Source organism: Streptomyces sp. NPDC037401 (genome assembly GCF_055602345.1).
Window position 1 is genome coordinate 255293 of sequence record NZ_JBVJWO010000005.1, and the last position, 20936, is coordinate 276228.

Consider the following 20936-nt stretch of genomic DNA (forward strand, 5'->3'; position numbering starts at 1 on the left):
GCCGTACCCGGTGTCAGTTCCGCGCGCCGCGGTGGTTCCCGGCGCTCCCGGCCTTCTCGGCCTTCGCCCGCGCTTCCGGTTCCAGCGCCGCGCCCGCCGCCAGGATGCGCGGCAGCAGCTCCCGCTCCGTGGTGTACGCGCGGAACAGGAAGGCCACCGTCACCTCGTGGTCGGGGCGGTGCAGGACCTCGACCGGATCGCCCGGGGAGACCTCCCCCTCCTCGATCACCCGCAGGTACGCACCCGGCCGAGCCTCGCGCGTGAACCGCTTGACCCAGCCCGCCTCGCCCAGGACGCCCTGGAAGGTGCGGCAGGGGATCCGCGCGGAGGCCACCTCCAGGACCAGGCCCCGGCCGACCCGCCAGCGCTCCCCGATCCGGGCGGCGTTGACGTCGATCCCGGAGGTGGTGAAGTTCTCGCCGAAGATCCCGCCGGGCAGTTCGCGGCCCAGCTCCCGCTCCCACCAGTCGAGGTCCTCGCGCGCGTAGGCGTATACCGCCTGGTGGTCGCCGCCGTGGTGGCGGCGGTCGCAGATCGCGTCCCCCTCCAGCCCGCTGCCGCCGGTCCCCTTCGGGCCGGGGGCGCTGACCCGGACGGGGCCGGGGACCGGCCGCTTGCCGATTCCGGTCGCTCCGACGGCCGCGTCGGTGTAGTCGGCGGCGGTCGCCCGGCCCAGGTTCACGGAGATGAGGTGCATGGCGGCACGGTAACCCGTCACGCCTCAAAGGCGCCAGATGACATTGGCGCGCTCATCAAAGGTGGGCTTATGCTCGAAGGGTGATCGAAGCACGCCACCTCCGAGTACTGCGCGCCGTGGCCGCCACCGGGTCCTTCTCCGCCGCCGCCCGCGAGCTCGGCTGCACCCAGCCCGCCGTCAGCCAGCAGATGAAGGCGCTGGAGCAGTCGGCCGGCACGCCGCTGCTGATCCGGACCGGCCGCGAGATGCGGCTGACCCAGGCCGGCGAGGCCCTGGTCCGGCACGCCGCCGGCATCCTGGCCGGGCTGACCGCCGCGGAGGAGGAGGTCGCCGCGATCGCCGGCCTGCGCGCCGGGCGGGTCCGGCTCGTCTCCTTCCCCAGCGGCAGCTCCACCCTCGTGCCGACCGCGCTGGCCGCGATGCGCGAGCAGCACCCCGGTACGCGCATCTCGCTGGTGGAGGCGGAGCCCCCGCGCTCGGTGGAGATGCTGCGCGAGGGCGACTGCGACGTGACCCTGGCCTTCCGCTACACCGGCGCGGCGGATCCGGCGGAGTGGGCGGACCTGGTGGTCCGGCCGCTGCTGACCGACAAGCTGGTGGGCCTGGTGCCCGACGGGCACCGGCTCGCCGGGGCGGACCGGGTCGGGATCGCCGAACTGGCCGGCGAGCCCTGGATCGCGGGCTGCCCCCGCTGCCGCCGCCACCTGGTGGACGTGTGCGAGGAGGCGGGCTTCACGCCGCGCATCGACTTCGCCACCGACGACTACCCGGCCGTGGTCGGCCTGGTCGGCGCCGGACTCGGCGTGGCCGTCCTGCCCGAGCTGGCCGTCGAGTCCGTGCGGACCAAGGGGGCGCGGACCGTGGCGGTCGAACCCGCCGTGCAGCGCGAGGTCGTCGCACTGACCCTGCCCGACCTGGCCCGCGTCCCCGCGGTCGCCGCGACGCTCGACCAGCTGGAGAAGGCCGCCGCCCGCTAGCGGGCGGCGGCCCGGCGCGACACGCGCGGGCGTGCCGCGGACCCTCCCGGTCGCGCAGTGGTTCGTCGAGAGCGGTTCGAGAGCGGTTCGTCGAGAGCGGCTCGTCTTTGAAGAAACGTTCCTTCAGTGCCTTTCGAACACTGGTTCAGTGAGTGGCGGTTCCGCTGGCGCCGGAGGCGGAGATCAGGCGGTGGCGGGCGCGGCCCATCAGTTCCTCGCGCTCGTCCTCGGTCAGGCCTCCCCAGACCCCGTAGGGCTCGCGTACGGCGAGAGCGTGCGCGGCGCACTCGGCGCGCACCGGGCATCGCATGCAGACCTCTTTAGCCGAGGCCTCGCGCGCGCTCCGGGCCGCACCCCGCTCGCCTTCCGGGTGGAAGAAGAGGGAGCTGTCGACGCCCCGGCAGGCGGCCAGCAGCTGCCAGTCCCAGAGGTCGGCGTTCGGTCCGGGGAGGCGGGAGAAATCTGCCATGGGTAGTCCTCTTGAAGCCGGTACTGAGGCGGATACGGTCCAAGTCTCAACATCTACTATCTGAGTAGATGTAAATATGACTCATTGGGAATCTAGCCTCAGACACACACCAAACGGAAGGAAAGCCGCCAAATAGGGCATACCTCCAGACGGAGGACAGTTGGCTTGTGGTGCCCGTGTCGTGTCGGCTTCCTCACGTAGAGTGCCGAAGGTGTCCGTCCGACCCGTAACTCTTTCGAGTGACCATCGTTGAGAGTGCGAAGGCGGTTGAAGGAAGAAGTTCCCGGACAGGTGTCCGAGGGCATCGACCGCTCAGGTGACGATACGTACCAGCCTGGAGGCTCAAGGTGACGCGCATCAGCAGCTGCGGAGGGCGGCCATGACATCCGTCCTCGTCTGCGACGACTCCCCGCTTGCCCGAGAGGCGCTCCGCCGCGCGGTTGCGACCGTGCCCGGCGTCGAGCGTGTGACGACGGCCGCCAACGGCGAGGAAGTCCTCCGCCGCTGGGGTGCCGACCGCTCCGACCTGATTCTGATGGACGTGCGGATGCCCGGACTCGGGGGTGTCGAGACCGTGCGCCGGCTGCTCTCGGCCGATCCGGGCGCCCGCATCATCATGCTGACCGTGGCCGAGGACCTCGACGGGGTCGCGCTCGCGGTCGCCGCCGGTGCCCGCGGCTACCTGCACAAGGACGCCTCGCGCGCCGAGCTGCGGGCGACCGTGACCCAGGCGCTGGCCGACCCGACCTGGCGGCTCGCCCCGCGGCGGCTGCGCTCGGCCGAGATGGGTGCCGCTCCCACGCTCACCGCGCGCGAGATCCAGGTGCTGGAGGGCATGAGCCACGGCCGCTCGAACGCCGAGATCGGGCGTGAGCTCTTCCTCTCCGAGGACACCGTCAAGACGCACGCCCGCAGGCTCTTCAAGAAGCTGGGCGCGTCCGACCGGGCGCACGCCGTGGCGCTGGGGTTCCGCTGGGGCCTGGTCCGCTGATCGCGTGGCGGTCCCCGTCCGCCGCCGGGCGGACGGGGCGGCGTACCGTGCGCATGCCCGCGACTTCGGGCAGTCGCACCAGTCTTGTCCTACCCGGTGTGCGCGAGGGGGTTGGCGGGGCAGAATCCAGGGGACGTGTCGCTTCGTGCGCGATGCCGCATCCTTGAGAGTGGAAACCCTCGGGGAGCGGTCCGGATTTCAGGATTCAGGCGCCGCTGCTTCGGGGACCATTCGACCGAGCGGGAGGGGAGGGCGTTGACGATGAGTTCCGGCGCGCCCGCTCATAACGCTTCGGTGCACAACCCGGACCACGGTGCCACGGAACCTCCCGCGTCAAGGCACCATGGATTGATGCGCGACGACGAGGCCCTGGGGTCACCCACGGCCACGGGCCCCTCGGGGTCCCCCCAGAACACCGGCGCGGTCGGGGCCCTGGTCCGCCGCGCGGTCGAGGGGGACGAGCAGGCCACGCACGATCTGCTCGCCCACGTCCACCCGCTGGCCCTGCGCTACTGCCGCACGCGGCTCTCCCGGCTCCCCGGGGACGCCCGCCACTTCGTCGAGGACCTCGCGCAGGAAGTCTGCGTCGCCGTCCTGATGGCCCTGCCCCGGTACCGCGACACGGGCCGGCCGTTCGAGGCCTTCGTCTTCGCCATCGCCGCCCACAAGGTCGCCGACCTGCAGCGGGCGGCCATGCGCCACCCCGGCAGCACGGCCGTCCCGTCGGACGAGATGCCGGAGCGGCCGGACGACTCGCTGGGGCCCGAGGAGCGGGCGCTGCTGAGCAGCGACGCCGCCTGGGCCAAGAAGCTCCTGGCGAACCTCCCCGAGAACCAGCGCGAGCTGCTCGTGCTGCGCGTGGCCGTCGGGCTGACGGCGGAGGAGACCGGGCAGATGCTGGGGATGTCGCCGGGTGCCGTGCGGGTCGCGCAGCACCGTGCGCTGAGTCGCCTCCGCGCTCTGGCAGAGCAGTAGCACCGCCCCGTAAACTCGTAGGAAACGACGAAAATCCCGGTCGATCTTCGTCGTGGAATGAGACGCGGTGGGATCCCGTTAGCATGGACACCTGCGCTGAGCAAGACCATCTGGGAAGGTGTCATGACTGTCAACGCTGACGGAGTGCCCGACAAATTCGCCACTCTCGGGCTGACCTACGACGACGTCCTGCTGCTGCCGGGCTCGTCCGACATGGCACCGGACGAGATCGACACCTCCTCCCTCATCTCGAGGAACGTCCGGGTCAACATCCCGCTGCTGTCCGCCGCGATGGACAAGGTCACCGAGGCCCGCATGGCCATCGCGATGGCCCGCCAGGGCGGCGTGGGCGTGCTGCACCGCAACCTCTCCATCGCCGACCAGGCCAACCAGGTGGACCTGGTCAAGCGCTCCGAGTCCGGCATGGTCACCGACCCCATCACGGTGCACCCGGACGCGACGCTGCGCGAGGCCGACGAGCTGTGCGCCAAGTTCCGCATCTCCGGCGTCCCGGTCACCGACCCGGCCGGCAAGCTGCTCGGCATCGTCACCAACCGCGACATGGCCTTCGAGTCGGACCGCAGCCGCCAGGTGCGCGAGGTCATGACCCCGATGCCGCTGGTCACCGGCAAGGTCGGCATCTCCGGCGTGGACGCCATGGAGCTGCTGCGCCGCCACAAGATCGAGAAGCTGCCGCTGGTCGACGACGCGGGCACCCTCAAGGGCCTCATCACGGTCAAGGACTTCGTCAAGGCCGAGAAGTACCCGAACGCCGCCAAGGACAAGGACGGCCGCCTGCTGGTCGGCGCCGCGGTCGGCGTCGCCGGCGATGCGTACGAGCGCGCCCAGGCGCTCATCGAGGTCGGCGTCGACTTCATCGTCGTCGACACCGCGCACGGCCACTCCCGCCTGGTCGGCGACATGGTCGCCAAGATCAAGTCGAACTCCTCCGTCGACGTCATCGGCGGGAACGTCGCCACCCGCGACGGTGCCCAGGCGCTGATCGACGCCGGCTGCGACGGCATCAAGGTCGGCGTCGGCCCCGGCTCCATCTGCACCACCCGCGTGGTCGCCGGCATCGGCGTCCCGCAGGTCACCGCGATCTACGAGGCCTCCCTCGCGGCGAAGGCCGCGGGCGTCCCCGTCATCGGCGACGGCGGCCTCCAGTACTCCGGTGACATCGCCAAGGCGCTCGTCGCCGGCGCCGACACCGTGATGCTCGGCTCCCTGCTCGCGGGCTGCGAGGAGTCCCCGGGCGAGCTGCTCTTCATCAACGGCAAGCAGTTCAAGTCGTACCGCGGCATGGGCTCGCTGGGCGCGATGCAGTCCCGCGGCGACCGCAAGTCCTTCTCCAAGGACCGCTACTTCCAGGAGGGCGTGGGCGGCGACGACAAGCTCATCCCCGAGGGCATCGAGGGCCAGGTGCCCTACCGCGGCCCGCTCTCCGCGGTGGTCCACCAGCTGGTCGGCGGTCTGCGCCAGTCGATGTTCTACGTCGGCGGCCGCACCGTCCCCGAGCTCCAGGACCGCGGCCGGTTCGTCCGGATCACCTCGGCGGGCCTCAAGGAGAGCCACCCGCACGACATCCAGATGACCGTCGAGGCGCCGAACTACAGCCGCAACAAGTAAGCCGCGGCCGTTCGCGGCGCGTACGTACGAAACCACGTGTGAGGGGGCCGGCCCGGCGGGTCGGCCCCCTCACACGTGCGTCCGTACAGCGGTCACCGAAACGCGGGGCCCCGGCGGTCGGGGATACTGGACGGGCAGACCAAGAGGGAAAGGCCACCACACGTGACTGAGATCGAGATCGGGCGCGGCAAGCGCGGCCGCAGGGCGTACGCGTTCGACGACATCGCCATCGTCCCGAGCCGGCGCACCCGAGACCCCAAGGAGGTCTCGATCGCCTGGCAGATCGACGCCTACCGCTTCGAGCTCCCGTTCCTGGCCGCCCCCATGGACTCGGTCGTCTCCCCGCAGACCGCGATCCGCATCGGCGAGCTGGGCGGCCTCGGCGTCCTCAACCTCGAAGGCCTGTGGACCCGCTACGAGGACCCGCAGCCGCTGCTCGACGAGATCGCGGAGCTGCCCGAGGAGGCCGCCACCCGCCGCCTCCAGGAGATCTACTCCGCCCCGATCCAGGCGGACCTGATCCGCCGGCGCATCAAGGAGGTGCGCGACTCGGGCGTCGTCACCGCCGCCGCGCTCTCCCCGCAGCGCACGGCCGAGTTCTCCAAGGCCGTCGTGGACGCGGGCGTCGACATCTTCGTCATCCGCGGCACCACCGTCTCCGCCGAGCACGTCTCCGGCGCCGCCGAGCCGCTGAACCTGAAGCAGTTCATCTACGAACTCGACGTGCCGGTCATCGTCGGCGGCTGCGCCACGTACACCGCCGCGCTGCACCTGATGCGCACCGGCGCGGCCGGCGTGCTGGTGGGCTTCGGCGGCGGCGCCGCGCACACCACCCGCAACGTCCTCGGCATCCAGGTCCCGATGGCGACCGCCGTCGCGGACGTGGCCGCGGCCCGCCGCGACTACATGGACGAGTCCGGCGGCCGGTACGTCCACGTCATCGCCGACGGCGGTGTGGGCTGGTCGGGCGACCTCCCCAAGGCCGTCGCCTGCGGCGCCGACGCCGTGATGATCGGCTCCCCGCTGGCGCGCGCCACCGACGCGCCCGGCAAGGGCAACCACTGGGGCATGGAGGCCGTCCACGAGGACGTGCCGCGCGGCAAGAAGGTCGACCTGGGCACGGTCGGCACCACCGAGGAGATCCTCACCGGCCCGTCGCACACGCCCGACGGCTCGATGAACCTCTTCGGCGCGCTGCGCCGCTCGATGGCCACCACCGGCTACAGCGAGCTCAAGGAGTTCCAGCGGGTCGAGGTCACGGTCGCGGACTCGCAGCACCGCCGCTGACCCGGCGCCGTACGCACAGGAGGGCCGGCATCCCCGCGGGGGGGTGCCGGCCCTCCGGCGTTGTTCACAGCCTGTGGGCGGCGCCCGCGGGGCTGGCGCCGCGCGTGTCCAGCAGCAGCTGGGCCTTCACGGCCAGGCCCTGGAGGTCGTACGTGCGGTGGTGCTGGAGCAGGATGGTGAGGTCGGCGTTGGCGGCGGCCTCGTACAGGGAGTCGGCGCGCGGGACAGGCTGTTCGCGCACCCGCCATCCCGCGATGTAGGGGTCGTGGTAGCTGATCTGCGCGCCCAGGTCGAGCAGGCGGCTGGCGATCTCGCGGGCGGGGGAGCCCTCCTGGTCGGCGAGGTCCGGCTTGTACGTGACGCCCAGCAGCAGGACGCGGGCGCCGCGGGCGGATTTGCCGTGCTCGTTCAGCAGGGTGGCGCAGCGCTGGATGACGTACTGCGGCATGCGGTTGTTGACCTCCTGGGCGAGGCCCATCATGCGCAGCGGGTGGCCGGGGGTCCGGGGGGCGTGGGGGAGGTAGTTGGGGTCCAGGGGGACGCCGTGGCCGCCGACGCCGGGGCCGGGGCGGAAGGCCTGGAAGCCGTACGGCTTGGTCTCCGCGCAGCGGATGACGTCCCACAGGTCCACGCCGAGGTCGTGACAGAGCACGGCCATCTCGTTGACCAGGGCGATGTTGACGTGCCGGTAGGTGGTCTCGAGCAGCTGGACCGTCTCCGCCTCGCGCAGGCCGCGGGCGCGCACCACCTTCTCGGTGAGGCGGGCGTAGAAGGCGGCCGCGGACTCCGTGCAGGCGGGCGTGAGGCCCCCGATCACCTTGGGCGTGTTGGCGAAGCCGTGGGTGCGGTTGCCCGGGTCGAGGCGGCTGGGGGAGTAGGCCAGGTGGAAGTCCTGACCGGCGCGCAGCCGGGAGCCGGATTCGAGGATCGGGCGGAGGTAGTCCTCGGTGACGCCGGGGTGAGCGGCCGATTCCAGGATGACCGTGGTGTGCGGGCGCAGCCGGGCGGCGAGGGCGCGGGCGGCCTCCCCGACGGCGGACAGGTCCAGGGCGCGGTCGGCGCCGAGTGCGGTGGGGGCGCAGATGACGGCGGTCCGTACCCGGCCCAGTTCGGCGGGGTTGGTGGTGACGCGGAAGCCCGCCGCCGACATGCGGCGGATCTCGGCGGCGGTGAGCGGGCTGTCGGTCGCCGGGCCGGCGTCGTATCCGACGGTCTCGACGCCGGCGGCGACCGCGGCCTGCGCGAGGGGGAGGCCGAGATGGCCGAGGCCGATGACGGCGAGGTCTGCGGGCACGGGGTGGCCGTCCTTCCCTAACCGGAGAGGGCTGGGCGCGCAAGTCCGGGGCAAACAGAACCTGGCGCTATGTCAGACTAGGCGTATATATGACCGATCTGCGGCATTGTGGGACGGCGGCCACCGTTGTGTTGTCCACAGGCGGTGGCTGAACCGGGTGCATCCCGTCAGAATCGTGACGAGGGGGATGCGAGCGGGACCACCCGTACCAACCGGAACACCCGCATCAACGGGAGGCAGCGGTGAGGACAGCGACACTGGGACCCGCGCAGCGCAGCGAGGCGCTCGCCCGGATGGCCGAGCGCGAGCTGGACGTGCTGGTGGTGGGCGCGGGGGTGGTGGGCGCGGGCACGGCGCTCGACGCGGTCACCCGGGGCCTGTCGACCGGCCTGGTGGAGGCGCGGGACTGGGCCTCGGGCACGTCGAGCCGGTCGAGCAAGCTGATCCACGGCGGGCTGCGCTATCTGGAGATGCTCGACTTCGCGCTCGTGCGCGAGGCGCTCAAGGAGCGCGGGCTGCTGCTGGGGCGGCTGGCCCCGCACCTGGTCAAGCCCGTGCCCTTCCTGTATCCGCTGCAGCACAAGGGCTGGGAGCGGTTCTACGCCGGATCGGGCGTCGCGCTGTACGACGCCATGTCCGTGTCGAGCGGCCACGGGCGCGGACTGCCCGTGCACCGGCACCTCTCCCGCAAGCGCGCCCTGCGCGTCGCCCCCTGCCTGCGCAAGGACGCACTGGTGGGGGCGCTCCAGTACTACGACGCCCAGATGGACGACGCCCGGTACGTCGCCACGCTCGTGCGCACGGCCGCGGCGTACGGCGCGCTCGCCGCGAACCGCGCCCGGGTGGTCGGATTCCTGCGCGAGGGCGAGCGGGTGGTCGGCGCCACGGTCCAGGACGTCGAGGGCGGCGGCGAGTACCGCATCCGGGCCAAGCAGGTCGTGAACGCCACCGGCGTGTGGACGGACGACACCCAGGCGCTGATCGGGGAGCGCGGCCAGTTCCACGTACGGGCGTCGAAAGGCATCCACCTGGTCGTACCGAAGGACCGGATCCATTCGTCCAGTGGGCTGATCCTGCGCACCGAGAAGTCCGTGCTGTTCGTGATCCCGTGGGGCCGGCACTGGATCGTCGGGACCACAGACACGGAGTGGGACCTCGACAAGGCCCACCCGGCGGCGTCGAGCGCGGACATCGACTACCTGCTCGAGCACGTGAACTCCGTCCTGGCGGTGCCGTTGACCCGGGAGGACGTCCAGGGCGTGTACGCGGGCCTGCGGCCGCTGCTGGCCGGCGAGTCCGACGCGACGAGCAAGCTGTCCCGGGAGCACACGGTCGCCCACCCGGCCCCGGGCCTGGTCGTCGTGGCGGGCGGCAAGTACACGACGTACCGCGTGATGGCGAAGGACGCCGTGGACGAGGCCGTGCACGGCCTGGACCAGCGGGTGGCCGCGTGTGTCACCGAGGACGTGCCGCTGCTGGGCGCCGAGGGCTACCGCGCGCTGTGGAACGCCCGGGCGCGGACCGCGGCGCGCACCGGACTGCACGTGGCGCGGGTCGAGCATCTGCTCAACCGCTACGGCTCCCTGACGGAGGAACTGCTCGAACTCATCGCGCGGGACGCGGGGCTGGGGGAGCCGCTGGGCGGGGCCGACGACTACCTGCGCGCCGAGGTGGTGTACGCCGCCTCGCACGAGGGCGCCCGCCATCTGGACGACGTACTGACCCGCCGGACCCGGATCTCGATCGAGACCTTCGACCGCGGGACGCGCTGCGCACGGGAGTGCGCCGAACTGATGGCGCCGGTGCTGGGCTGGGACAAGGAGCAGATCGAGAAGGAGATCGAGCACTACGAGAAGCGGGTGCAGGCGGAAAGGGAATCCCAGCGTCAGCCGGACGACCAGACGGCGGACGCGGCCCGGCTGGGAGCACCGGACATCGTGCCGCTCTGAGGATTTTGTGATCTTGAGGACCTTCTGAGGTTCCGTGGAACCGCGGACCCCGGGCATCCGTCCGTGCCGGAGTGAGGAACAATGAGGTTCCTGCCGGGGCGGGTTGCCGCGCTCCCCACTGACGTGGGGTGTGGTCCGGTGAGTGACCGCAGGCGGCACGAACGCAAGAGGGGACGCATGTCGAAGCCGGAGCACACGCGCAAGCCGGATGCCCTCGCGGGCGGCAGCCGTACCCCCTCGGACGCCGAGCCCGCTGTCGGGGCTGCTCCCGGGACGGCTGCCGAGACCGCGGTGGAGGCCGGCGCCGACCCTGCCGACGCGCCCGCGGCCGCGCCCGTTCCCGAGCCCGCCGACAAGCCAGTTGACACGCCTGCCGCCAAGGCCGTTGGCGGACCTGCTGCACAGGCCGTGTCCGAGCCCGCTGCCGAGCCCGAGGCCAAGCCCGCTGCCGAGCCCGCTGCCGAGCCCGGCGCCAAGCCCGTCGCCGAGACGGCGAAGGCGGCGGCCGGCAAGGCGGTTCCGGCGGTCAAGGCCGGCGGCAAGCCGGTCGCGCTCGCCAAGAAGAACACTGACGGACCGTCGGCGACCGGCGACCACGAGGGCCAGCTGCTCGCCGGCCGCTACCGGCTCGGACGCGTCCTCGGCAAGGGCGGCATGGGCACGGTCTGGCGGGCGGTCGACGAAACCCTCGGCCGCACCGTCGCCGTCAAGGAACTCCGCTTCCCGTCCGCCATCGACGAGGACGAGAAGCGCCGCCTGATCACCCGGACCCTGCGCGAGGCCAAGGCCATCGCCCGGATCCGCAGCGGCGGCGCGGTCACCGTCTTCGACGTCGTGCACGAGGACGACCGCCCCTGGATCGTGATGGAGCTCGTCGAGGGCTCCTCCCTCGCGGAGTTCATCCGCGAGAAGGGCACGCTGACCCCGCGCCGGGCGGCCGAGGTCGGCCTCGCGGTGCTCGACGTGCTGCGCGCCGCACACCGCGAGGGCATCCTGCACCGCGACGTGAAGCCGTCCAACGTCCTCATCTCCGACAGCGGCCGCGTCGTCCTCACCGACTTCGGCATCGCCCAGGTCGAGGGCGACCCCTCGGTCACCTCCACCGGCATGCTCGTCGGCGCGCCCTCGTACATCTCGCCCGAGCGGGCCCGCGGTTACAAGCCCGGCCCGCCCGCCGACATGTGGTCGCTGGGCGGCCTCATCTACGCGTGCGTCGAGGGCGTTCCGCCGTACGACAAGGGCTCCGCCCTCGCGACGCTGACGGCCGTGATGACCGAACAGGTGGACCCGCCGAAGAACGCCGGCCCGCTGACCGACGTCATCTACGGCCTGCTGGCCAAGGACCCCGAGCAGCGGCTCGACGACGCGGGTGCGCGCGCCCTGCTGAACGCCGTCGTCAACGCGCCGGAGCCCGAGCCCGAGCCGCCCGCCGACCAGACCCGCGTGATCGCCCTGCCGCCCGTACCGGAGGCGGACCCGGCGAAGGACAAGGAAGCGGCCCGCGAGGCGGCCAGGGAGGCCGCGAAGGAAGCGGCGAAGGCCAAGGAGGCCGCCAAGGCGGCTCGGGCCGCCCGGATCGCCCAGGACAAGGAGCGGGCCAAGGCCGCGCTCTCCGCCGTACGCGCCGCCGCCGCCTCGGCGGTGAAGAGCGAGGGCAAGCCCGCGCCGGAGCCGGCGTCCGGGCGGCGGGTGGCCCCGGCCGCCTCGCTGACGGACGTGGTGCCGCGCCGCACGATCGCGCTGACGATCGTCGCGCTGGTCGCCGTGCTGGCCGCCATCGGCGGGGTCATCGCGTACGCCTTCAGCGATGACGAGTCGCCCGGCAAGAAGGGCAAGGACGGCCGTACGTCCGCCGCCTCGTCGGGCTCGCCCGCGACCGGATCCTCCGGCGCCGCGTCCGGCGGCGCCGCCACCGCCGGCTCCGGCCAGACCCAGGAGCAGGGTCAGGGCGACGGCAAGGGGACGGGCCAGGGCGACGGCAGGGGCGCGGCCCAGGGCCAGGGGCAGAGCCAGGGCAAGGGCGACGGCAAGGGGACGGGCACCGGCACCGGCACCGGCCAGGGCGCGCTGCCCGCCGGATACGTGCAGGTCACCGACAGCCGCTTCCACTTCACGATGGCCATGCCCAAGGACTTCAAGAGGAACGACATAGCGGGCCGCAACTCCGGCGGGATCTACAACCGCGACGGCGGATTCCCCCGGGTGCAGGTCGACTTCAACGACAGCCCCCTCGACGACGCCCGGCTCGCCTGGCTCCAGCTCGCCACGGCCGTCAAGTACAGCAGCAGCGGCTACAAGCTCATCGGGATCGCGGAGAAGGACTACCGCGGCTACCCGACCGTTGCGGACTGGCAGTTCGAGCGCGACCAGGGCGGGATCCGGGTGCGGATACTCAACCGCGGCTTCAAGGTCGACGCCTCGCACGGCTACGCCATCATGATCAGCTGCAAGGCTGACGAGTGGGACGGCCCGGAGTGCAAGACGCTGCGGGACACGGCCTTCGCGACGTTCCAGCCCAAGGACTGACCCGGCCGGTCCGACCCGCCTGACCTCGCCGGACCCGCGACGCGGGTGGCCCCTGCGACGTATCGTGAGAGACCGCGGACCGTACGCAGCCGCAATGGGCCGGTATGCGACCGGAATTGGCCCGTTTCGCCGCGTACGAGCCGTGGCTGCTCGTGACGGGGGAACGCTCTGGGGAGGCGGGTCGTGGAGGAGTACGCGGGAAGGGTCCTTGCCGACCGCTACCGTCTGCCGCTGCCGCCGTCCGACGAGTTCGAACTGGTGGAGACCCGTGCGTTCGACACCCGCAGCGGCCAGGAGGTACTGGTCCGGCAGGTGCCGCTGCCGGAGATCGTGGACGCCGAACTGCTCGACGCCGAGGGCCGGGGCGCAGCGGGCGCACCCGGCCGCCCCGGCTACGGCGGCCGCAGGCCCTGGGAGCCCGGCGCCACCCGGCGGCCCGCCGACCCCGACGTGCGGCGCGCGATCGAGGCGGCCCAGGCGGCCGCCGGGATCCCCGACCACCCGCGGCTGGACCAGGTCTTCGACGTGTTCGCCGAGGGCGGCTCGCTGTGGATAGTCAGTGAACTGGTACGAGCCCGCCCGCTCGCGGCCCTGCTCGCCGAACGGCCCCTGAGCCCCTACCGGGCGGCCGAGGTCGCCTCCGACGTGCTCACGGCCCTGCGGGTGCTGCACGCGCACGGCTGGACCCACCGGAACATCACCACGCGCACGGTCCTGGTCTGCGAGGACGGCCGGGTGGTCCTCACCGGCCTGGCGGCTGGTGCGGCCGAAGAGGCCCTGTGCGGTTACGACGTGGTGCCGCCGTCCGAGGACGCGGCACCGGAACCGGCCGTGCCGCCGTCTTCTTTGCCGCCCTCGCCCCTGCCTCCGCCCGTGCCGGCGGCCCCGTCCGCCCCCGCCCCCGGAGCCGTACCTCCGCAGTCCGCGGCCGTGCCCCGGCCCCCCGAGCCCCGGCAGCCCTTCGAGGCGGGCCACGGCGGCAGCGCCGCGGACCTCAAGGCCGCAGCGCGGGCCGGGGCCATCGCCGCCTACCGGGCCGGCGCCCAGGCCGCCGCGCGCGCCGCCGAGGAGCGCCGGGCCGCCGAGCCGGAGACCCGGCCGCAGGGCTCCAACCTCCCGCAGGGCTACTCGTATCCGTACGGCGGACCGGACGCCACCTGGCACGGGGCCACCCCGCGGACCCCGGCCCTGCCCGCCGGGTACACGCCCGCGCCCGAGCTCGCGCCGGCTCCCGCGCCCGAGCCGCCCGCCCCCGCCCCCGTACCGGCGCCCCTGCCCGTGGCCGTGCCCGTGCAGCCGTCCGGCGGCCGGTCCGGCTGGGACGAGCCGGACGCCGTTCCGGCAGCCGGGCGCGGACCCGGTACGCCGCTGGCCGCCGAGCGGGCCCGGCAGACCCGGATCACGGTCGTCGGGGCCGTCACCGAGCGCTGGGCCCCGGAGCAGGCCCATCCCGTCCACGAGTACTGGCAGCTCGCCGCACCGGTCGGGCCCGCCACCGACCTGTGGGCGCTCGGCGCCCTGCTCTACCGCGTCGTCCAGGGCCACGCGCCCTACCCGGAGGACAGCGCCGCCGAGCTGGTCGAGATGGTGTGCTCCGAACCGCCGGCGTTCGCCGAGGAGTGCGGCCCGCTGCGCCCCGTCGTCGAGTCGCTGCTGCGCCAGGACCCCACGGAGCGGCCGGACTTCGAGGAGCTGCGCGGCTGGCTGCGCTCGCTCGTGCGCTCGGCGCCGGAGCCGGACGCCGGGACGCAGGTGGTCCCGGCGCCCGCACCCGACGCGGCCCGGCTGCCGATCGTGCGGCGGCGCGGCGAACTGGTCCGCAGGCGGTGGCAGTCGGGCGGAGGGAGAGATTCCGCCGGGCACGGCCGCCACCGGCAGGCCGGGCGCCCCAAGTCCGCGCCGAAGCCCGGGAGGCGGGCGGCTTCGGAACGCACCCCGAAGTCCGTGGAGACGGAGGAGTTCCACAGCGCCGCCGAGGCGCCGGGCGCGCAGTCGGCACCGTCCAGGCCGGCCCGGCCCGCACCCTCCCGGCCCCGGCCCCGGCCGCAGGCCCGCCCGAAGGCCGCGCGCTCCCTGGGGCGGAACCTCCTGCTCGGCGTGCTCGTCGCGCTGACGGGCGCCGTGCTCTACGCGATGGTCTTCCTGCCGAAGACGGAGCCCGCGGGCAAGGACGTCGGGCAGCGCCCGCCGGCCGCCACCGGCCCCGGCCCCGGCCCCGCGAAGAGTTCGGGGCCGGACTCCGGCGGCACTCCGGACGACAGCCCCGCCCCGACCCCGACGGCGAAGCCGAAGCCGGATCCGCAGACCACCCGCCCCGGCTCGCCGCCCGCCACCGTCCCCAAGGGCTACACCCTGGTCAAGGACAGCGAGGGCTTCCAGGTCGCGGTCCCCGAAGGCTGGGACCGGCGCTCCCTCAACGACGCCGGGCAGGTCCGCTATGCGGACGGCGACCACGAACTGATCGTCGTACCGGGCCGGGACGCCGTCCAGGGCACCCCCGACCCGCTCGGCTACCAGCGCGACAAGGAACGCGAACTGGAACCCTTCCGCGCCTCCAGCTGGGCCCAGCAGATCGAGGCGCGGCAGGTCACCGTCGGTCAGAAGGTCATGGCCGAGGGCCAGTACACCTGGAACGACGCGAGCGGCCGGTCCGTCTACGTCCGCAACCGCGTCGTCGCGCTCGGCGGCCGGTACCACGTCCTCATGGTCGTCGGCCCCGAGGACAGCCGCGAGAAGGTCACCGAGATCTACGAACGGGCCACGGCCAGTTACCAGTCGGGCGCCTGAGGCAACCGGGTCGGGGGCCGAAACCGACAGTTGCGTCACAGTGCGGTCTCGCAGCCCCTCCGCGGTACCGAGGATCCTTCCGCGCTCCGTAATCTGGCCATCCGAAAGCGGAGAAGCGGCAGGATTTCGTGAATCACAGGACAGGTGCGGGCGCGGTGCTCGCGGGCCGTTACCGGCTCGGCGAGTCCATCGGCACCGGTGGCATGGGCAAGGTCTGGCGTGCGCACGACGAGGTGCTGCACAGGACGGTCGCCGTCAAGGAACTGACGGCGGGTCTGTACGTCGCCGAAGCCGACCGGGCCGTCCTGCACGCCCGTACGCAGAAGGAGGCCCGCGCGGCCGCACGGATCGCGCACCCGGCCGTGGTCACCGTCCACGACGTGCTCGAACACGACAACCGCCCGTGGATCGTCATGGAGTACATCGACGGCCCCTCGCTCGCCGAAGCGGCCAAGGCCGCCGGCCGCATCGAGCCCCGCGAGGCGGCCCGCATCGGCCTCCACGTCCTCGGCGCCCTGCGTGCCGCGCACGCCGTCGGCGTCCTGCACCGCGACGTGAAGCCCGGCAACGTGCTCCTGGCGAAGGACGGCCGGGTACTGCTCACCGACTTCGGCATCGCGGCCATCGAGGGGGACTCCTCCATCACGCGGACCGGCGAACTGATCGGCTCCATCGACTACCTGGCCCCCGAGCGGGTCACCGGCGGCGCCCCCGACCCGGCTTCCGACCTGTGGTCGCTGGGCGCCACCCTGTACACCGCGGTCGAGGCCCGCTCGCCGTTCCGCCGCACCTCGCCCATCTCCAGCCTTGCGGCCGTCGTCCACGACGAACCCCCGCCGCCGTCGCAGGCGGGCGCGCTCGGCCCGGTCATCACGGCCCTGCTGCGCAAGGACCCCGCCGAGCGCCCCTCGGCGGCCGAGGCCGAGCAGATGCTCATCGAGGCGATGGAGGGCCGCGAGCCCCGCTCCGCCCACGCGTACGTACCGACCCAGCGGCTCACCGCCGAGGAGCCGCCCGCGCCCGCGACGGGGCCCGCGGCGCCCCTGCGCGAGCAGCGGCCGCCGCTCCACGTGGCCCCGCAGCCTCCGCAGGGCGCCGGACTGCTCAAGCGGGCGGCCGTCGTGGCCGTCGTGGCCGCGCTGCTCGGCGGCGGGCTGGCCTTCGGCGTGCTCAAGTACTACGAAGGCGAGGAGGGCGGCGGGAAGGGCACGGGCACCACCGCCGGATCCACCGCCGGGTCCACGGGCAGCCGTACGGCCGAAGGAAAGACGGGCACCGGGGCCGGGGCGCTGCCGGAGGGCTGGCGGCAGGTCACGGACCCGGAGGGGTTCACGCTGTGGGTGCCGCAGGGCTGGCGCCGCCAGGCGGACGGGGACCAGATCGACTACACGCCCGACAACGGCCGGCACCGCATCCGGATCGGCATCGACAAGTCCCCGGCGTTCCCGAACCCGTACGCGCACATGCTCGACCTGGAGAAGCAGGTCCGCAAGCGGCTGGACTACAAGCGCCAGACCCTGCACCCGAACACCTTCCGGGACACGACCCAGGCGGCCATCTGGGAGTTCACCTGGACCGAGCGCAAGGACTTCCCGGGCGAGCGCCGCGCCATCGACCAGATGTACGTGGCGCCGAGCGGCACGGAGTACGCGATCTTCATGGCCGGGCCGCAGGAGGACTGGGCGCAGACCCGCGAGCAGTTCGACACCGCGCTGCGCGGCTGGCAGGCCCCGTAAGCAGTCGTTGGCCCCGTAGGCCGCCGCAGCCTCCGTCAGGCCGCCGGCGGCCCGATCCACGCAGTTCAGGCCAGTTCTGCCAGTGATCACTGGCGCGATGCCAAAAAATGGTTACCGATGGGTACCCAAGGGTGCCCGGAACGTCATACGCTCACCGCCATGACGGACTCGCAGGCCCCGGCCCCCCTCCGCAGCGTCCCTGTCGCGACCAATCCGGTGGCCCCCGCCCCGGCCGGTGCGCGTACCGCCGCCGACGTGGTCACCCCCGGGCTGGTCTCCCGCCTGACCCGCGGGGTCACCGGCTCGGGCCGGACCGCCAACCACACCCCCTTCACCGGGGAGAAGCTGGCCGACCTGCCCGAGTCCTCGCCCGAGGAGGTCGCGGCCGCCTTCGCCGCCGCCCGCACCGCCCAGGCCGCCTGGGCCGCCCTGCCCGTCCGCAGGCGCGCCGCCGTCCTGCTGCGCTTCCACGACCTGCTCCTCGACCGCCAGGCCGAGATCCTCGACCTGATCCAGCTGGAGACCGGCAAGGCCCGTCTCCACGCCCACGAAGAGGTCCAGGCCGTCGCCGTGGCCGCCCGCCACTACGGCCGCAAGGCCCCCGCGTACCTGCGCCCGCGCGGCCACGCCGGGGCCATGCCCACCCTCACCAAGGTCACCGAGCTGCGCCAGCCGCGCGGGGTCGTCGGGCAGATCGCCCCCTGGAACTACCCCCTCGAACTCTCCGTCGGCGACGCGCTGCCCGCCTTCGTCGCGGGCAACGCCGTCGTCATGAAGCCCGACACCGAGACCGCGCTGACCGCCCTGTGGGCCCGCGAGCTGCTGATCGAGGCGGGCCTGCCCGGCGAGGTCTTCCAGGTCGTGCTGGGCGAGGGCCCCGTCGTAGGCCCCGAGGTCGTCCGGCACGCCGACTACGTCTCCTTCACCGGCTCCACCCGCACCGGCCGCGAGGTCGCCCAGGGCGCGGCCGCCCGGCTCGTCGGCGTCACCCTCGAACTCGGCGGCAAGAACGCCATGCTGGTGCTGCACGACGCCGACGTGGAGAAGGCCGCCGCCGGCGCCGTCCGCGCCTGCTTCTCCTCCGCCGGCCAGCTCTGCATATCCATCGAGCGGCTGTACGTGCACGCCTCGATCGCCGACGCCTTCGTCGAGCGCTTCGCCGCCCGCACCAAGGCCATGCGGCTCGGCAGCTCGCTCGCGTACGGCGCGGACATGGGCTCGCTGGTCGGCGAACGCCAGCTGGAGACCGTGCAGCGGCACGTCGACGAAGCCGTCGCCAAGGGCGCGACGCTCGTCGCGGGCGGCGTGGCACGCCCCGACATCGGCCCGCTCTTCTTCGAGCCCACGATCCTCGACGGCGTCGAGGCCCCCATGGCCGTGTGCGCCGAGGAGACCTTCGGGCCCGTGGTCTCCATCTACCGCTTCACGGACGAGGACGAGGCGATCGCGCTCGCCAACGCCACCCCGTACGGCCTCAACTCCAGCGTGTGGACCAAGGACGCCCGCCGCGGCCACGCGGTCGCCGCCCGGCTGCGCACCGGCACCGTGAACATCAACGAGGGCTACGCCCCGGCCTACGGCAGCGTCCAGGCGCCCATGGGCGGCATGAAGGACTCCGGCCTGGGCCGCCGGCACGGCTCCGAGGGCATCCTCAAGTACACCGAGGCCCAGACCGTCGCCCACCAGCGCCTGCTCCCGATGGCCCCCTCGCTGGGCATGGACGACGACAAGTACGCCGCGTTCATGACCCGCAGCCTCAAGGTCATGAAGACCCTCCGCCTGCGCTGAACATCCCCCTCTGGCACGGCACATCCCCTGGGAGGCACGGCAGTGTCGTACGACTACGACTACGACTACGACGTCATCGTCATCGGATCGGGCTTCGGAGGGTCGGTCTCGGCACTGCGGCTCACGGAGAAGGGCTACCGCGTCGGCGTCCTGGAGGCGGGACGCCGGTTCACCCGCGAGAGCCTGCCCCGCACCTCGTGGTCCCTGCGCGACTACCTGTGGGCGCCGGCCCTCGGGCTGTACGGGATCCAGCGCATCCACCTGCTCGGCAAGGTGATGGTGCTGGCGGGCGCGGGGGTGGGCGGCGGCTCGCTGAACTACGCCAACACCCTGTACGTCCCGCCGCCGGCCTTCTTCCGGGACCGCCAGTGGGCGTCGATCACCGACTGGCAGGAGGAGCTGGCGCCGTACTACGACCAGGCCCGGCGGATGCTCGGCGTCCGGCTCAACCCGACCATGACCGCCTCGGACGTCCACCTGAAGGCCGTGGCCGACCGGATGGGCGTCGGCGACACCTTCCACATGGCCCCCGTCGGCGTCTTCTTCGGCGACGGCCAGGACGCCGAGGGCACGGTGCGCGCCCGGCCCGGCGAGGAGGTGCCCGACCCGTACTTCGGCGGCGCCGGACCCTCCCGCAAGGCCTGCACCGAGTGCGGCGAGTGCATGACCGGCTGCCGGCACGGCGCGAAGAACACCCTGAACGAGAACTACCTCCACCTGGCCGAGCGGGCGGGCGCGGTCATCCACCCGATGACCACGGTCACCGCACTCGCCGACCACCCCGAGGGCGGCTACCGGGTGCGGACCGTCCCCACCGACGGCCGTCGCCGGGGCCGCGCGAAGGTGCTCCGCGCGCGGTACGTCGTCGTCGCCGCCGGGACGTACGGCACCCAGACCCTGCTGCACACCATGAAGGACCGCGGCGAACTGCCCCGGATCTCGGCCCGGCTCGGCGACCTGACCCGGACCAACTCCGAGGGCCTGGTCGGCGCCCAGACCGACGACCGCCGCTACCGCCGCAAGCACGGCGGCGAGGCGCGCGCGGACTTCACCCACGGCGTGGCCATCACCTCCTCCGTCCACCCCAACGCCGACACCCACATCGAGCCGGTCCGCTACGGCAAGGGCTCCAACGCGATGGGGTTCATGACGGTCCTCCAGGTCCCCTACGGCAAGCACCGGGTGCTGGCCTGGCTCGGCCGCACGGCCACCCACCCCCTCCAGCTGCTGCGCTCGCTCTCCAACCGCCGCTGGTCCGAGCGCACGATCATCGGACTGGTCATGCAGTCGCTGGACAACTCGCTCACCACCTACCGCAAGCCCGGCGGCATCGGGAAGGGCCTGCTCACCGCCCGCCAGGGGCACGGCGCGCCCAACCCGACCCAGATCGCGGAGGCGACCGAGGCGGCGAGCCTGCTGGCCGAGGAGATCAACGGCTTCGCGGGCAGCAACGTCGGCGAGCTGATGGGCACTCCGCTGACCGCGCACTTCCTGGGCGGCTGCCCGATCGGCGCGAGCGCCGAGGAAGGCGTCGTCGATCCCTACCACCGGCTGTACGGACACCCGGGCATCTCGGTCGTGGACGGCTCGGCGGTCTCCGCGAACCTGGGCGTCAACCCGTCCCTGACCATCACGGCCCAGGCCGAGCGCGCCATGTCGTACTGGCCGAACAACGGCGAGCGGGACGCGCGTCCGGAGCAGGGAGCGGCGTACGAACGGCTCGCGGCGGTGGAGCCGGTCAGTCCGGCGGTGCCGAAGGAGGCCTTCGGCGCGCTGCGGCTGCCCTTCCTGGCCGTGCCGGAGGTGCCGCCGAAGAAGCCGGCGTAACGGG

Annotated in this window: 14 protein-coding genes; 11 read left to right on the plus strand and 3 right to left on the minus strand. The window is 73.1% G+C overall.

Annotated features, from left to right (window positions below; translation table 11 throughout):
• Positions 1-13: 13 nt before the first annotated feature.
• A complete protein-coding gene (locus ACZ7H1_RS06920) occupies positions 14-697 on the minus strand; it encodes an MOSC domain-containing protein (RefSeq protein WP_470784374.1) in 684 nt (227 codons plus the stop codon).
• Positions 698-777: 80 nt separating this feature from the next.
• Between ACZ7H1_RS06920 and ACZ7H1_RS06925 the strand changes: the two genes are divergently transcribed.
• Positions 778-1674, plus strand: a complete 897-nt coding sequence (locus ACZ7H1_RS06925; protein ID WP_470784376.1) for a LysR family transcriptional regulator — start codon at positions 778-780, stop codon at positions 1672-1674.
• A gap of 145 nt (positions 1675-1819) precedes the next feature.
• Here the strand turns inward: ACZ7H1_RS06925 and ACZ7H1_RS06930 are convergent, their stop codons facing one another.
• Positions 1820-2143, minus strand: a complete 324-nt coding sequence (locus ACZ7H1_RS06930; RefSeq protein ID WP_470784377.1) for a WhiB family transcriptional regulator — start codon at positions 2141-2143, stop codon at positions 1820-1822.
• A gap of 379 nt (positions 2144-2522) precedes the next feature.
• On the opposite strand from ACZ7H1_RS06930, the gene ACZ7H1_RS06935 reads away from it, so the two are divergent.
• From ACZ7H1_RS06935 to ACZ7H1_RS06950, 4 genes are all read left to right on the plus strand, one after another.
• Positions 2523-3134, plus strand: coding sequence for a response regulator transcription factor (locus ACZ7H1_RS06935; RefSeq protein ID WP_003948568.1), 612 nt, complete (start codon positions 2523-2525; stop codon positions 3132-3134).
• A 351-nt stretch (positions 3135-3485) separates the two neighbouring features.
• On the plus strand, positions 3486-4109 hold the full coding sequence (locus ACZ7H1_RS06940) for a sigma-70 family RNA polymerase sigma factor (RefSeq protein WP_470784379.1): 624 nt from the start codon (positions 3486-3488) through the stop codon (positions 4107-4109).
• 123 nt (positions 4110-4232) lie between these two features.
• Positions 4233-5738: an IMP dehydrogenase gene (guaB, locus tag ACZ7H1_RS06945; protein ID WP_470784380.1), complete on the plus strand. Its 1506-nt coding sequence runs from the start codon at positions 4233-4235 to the stop codon at positions 5736-5738.
• Between the two features lie 162 nt (positions 5739-5900).
• Positions 5901-7025, plus strand: a complete 1125-nt coding sequence (locus ACZ7H1_RS06950) for a GuaB3 family IMP dehydrogenase-related protein (protein WP_470784382.1) — start codon at positions 5901-5903, stop codon at positions 7023-7025.
• Between the two features lie 64 nt (positions 7026-7089).
• Here ACZ7H1_RS06950 and ACZ7H1_RS06955 read toward each other — a convergent pair whose 3' ends face one another.
• A complete protein-coding gene (locus ACZ7H1_RS06955) occupies positions 7090-8319 on the minus strand; it encodes a nucleotide sugar dehydrogenase (protein ID WP_470784383.1) in 1230 nt (409 codons plus the stop codon).
• A gap of 242 nt (positions 8320-8561) precedes the next feature.
• Here ACZ7H1_RS06955 and ACZ7H1_RS06960 point away from each other — a divergent pair, with 242 nt between their 5' ends.
• From ACZ7H1_RS06960 to ACZ7H1_RS06985, 6 genes are all read left to right on the plus strand, one after another.
• A complete protein-coding gene (locus ACZ7H1_RS06960; protein ID WP_470784385.1) occupies positions 8562-10268 on the plus strand; it encodes a glycerol-3-phosphate dehydrogenase/oxidase in 1707 nt (568 codons plus the stop codon).
• Between the two features lie 177 nt (positions 10269-10445).
• Entirely contained in the window at positions 10446-12794 is a 2349-nt protein-coding gene (locus ACZ7H1_RS06965; protein WP_470784387.1) for a serine/threonine-protein kinase, read from the plus strand.
• 183 nt (positions 12795-12977) lie between these two features.
• Positions 12978-15581 (plus strand): protein kinase, encoded by a 2604-nt coding sequence (locus ACZ7H1_RS06970; protein WP_470784389.1) that lies wholly within the window; start codon positions 12978-12980, stop codon positions 15579-15581.
• Between the two features lie 128 nt (positions 15582-15709).
• Positions 15710-17317, plus strand: a complete 1608-nt coding sequence (locus ACZ7H1_RS06975) for a serine/threonine-protein kinase (protein ID WP_470784391.1) — start codon at positions 15710-15712, stop codon at positions 17315-17317.
• A 159-nt stretch (positions 17318-17476) separates the two neighbouring features.
• Positions 17477-19105: a succinic semialdehyde dehydrogenase gene (locus ACZ7H1_RS06980; protein ID WP_470784393.1), complete on the plus strand. Its 1629-nt coding sequence runs from the start codon at positions 17477-17479 to the stop codon at positions 19103-19105.
• A 42-nt stretch (positions 19106-19147) separates the two neighbouring features.
• Positions 19148-20932, plus strand: coding sequence for a GMC oxidoreductase (locus ACZ7H1_RS06985; protein WP_470784395.1), 1785 nt, complete (start codon positions 19148-19150; stop codon positions 20930-20932).
• Positions 20933-20936: the final 4 nt, after the last annotated feature.

Coding starts and splice junctions, on each gene's coding strand:
- ACZ7H1_RS06920 (WP_470784374.1), bottom strand. CDS start 697: ATGCACCTCATCTCCGTGAACCTGGGCCGGGCGACCGCCGCCGACTAC.
- ACZ7H1_RS06930 (WP_470784377.1), bottom strand. CDS start 2,143: ATGGCAGATTTCTCCCGCCTCCCCGGACCGAACGCCGACCTCTGGGAC.
- ACZ7H1_RS06935 (WP_003948568.1), top strand. CDS start 2,523: ATGACATCCGTCCTCGTCTGCGACGACTCCCCGCTTGCCCGAGAGGCG.
- ACZ7H1_RS06940 (WP_470784379.1), top strand. CDS start 3,486: ATGCGCGACGACGAGGCCCTGGGGTCACCCACGGCCACGGGCCCCTCG.
- guaB (WP_470784380.1), top strand. CDS start 4,233: ATGACTGTCAACGCTGACGGAGTGCCCGACAAATTCGCCACTCTCGGG.
- ACZ7H1_RS06965 (WP_470784387.1), top strand. CDS start 10,446: ATGTCGAAGCCGGAGCACACGCGCAAGCCGGATGCCCTCGCGGGCGGC.
- ACZ7H1_RS06980 (WP_470784393.1), top strand. CDS start 17,477: ATGACGGACTCGCAGGCCCCGGCCCCCCTCCGCAGCGTCCCTGTCGCG.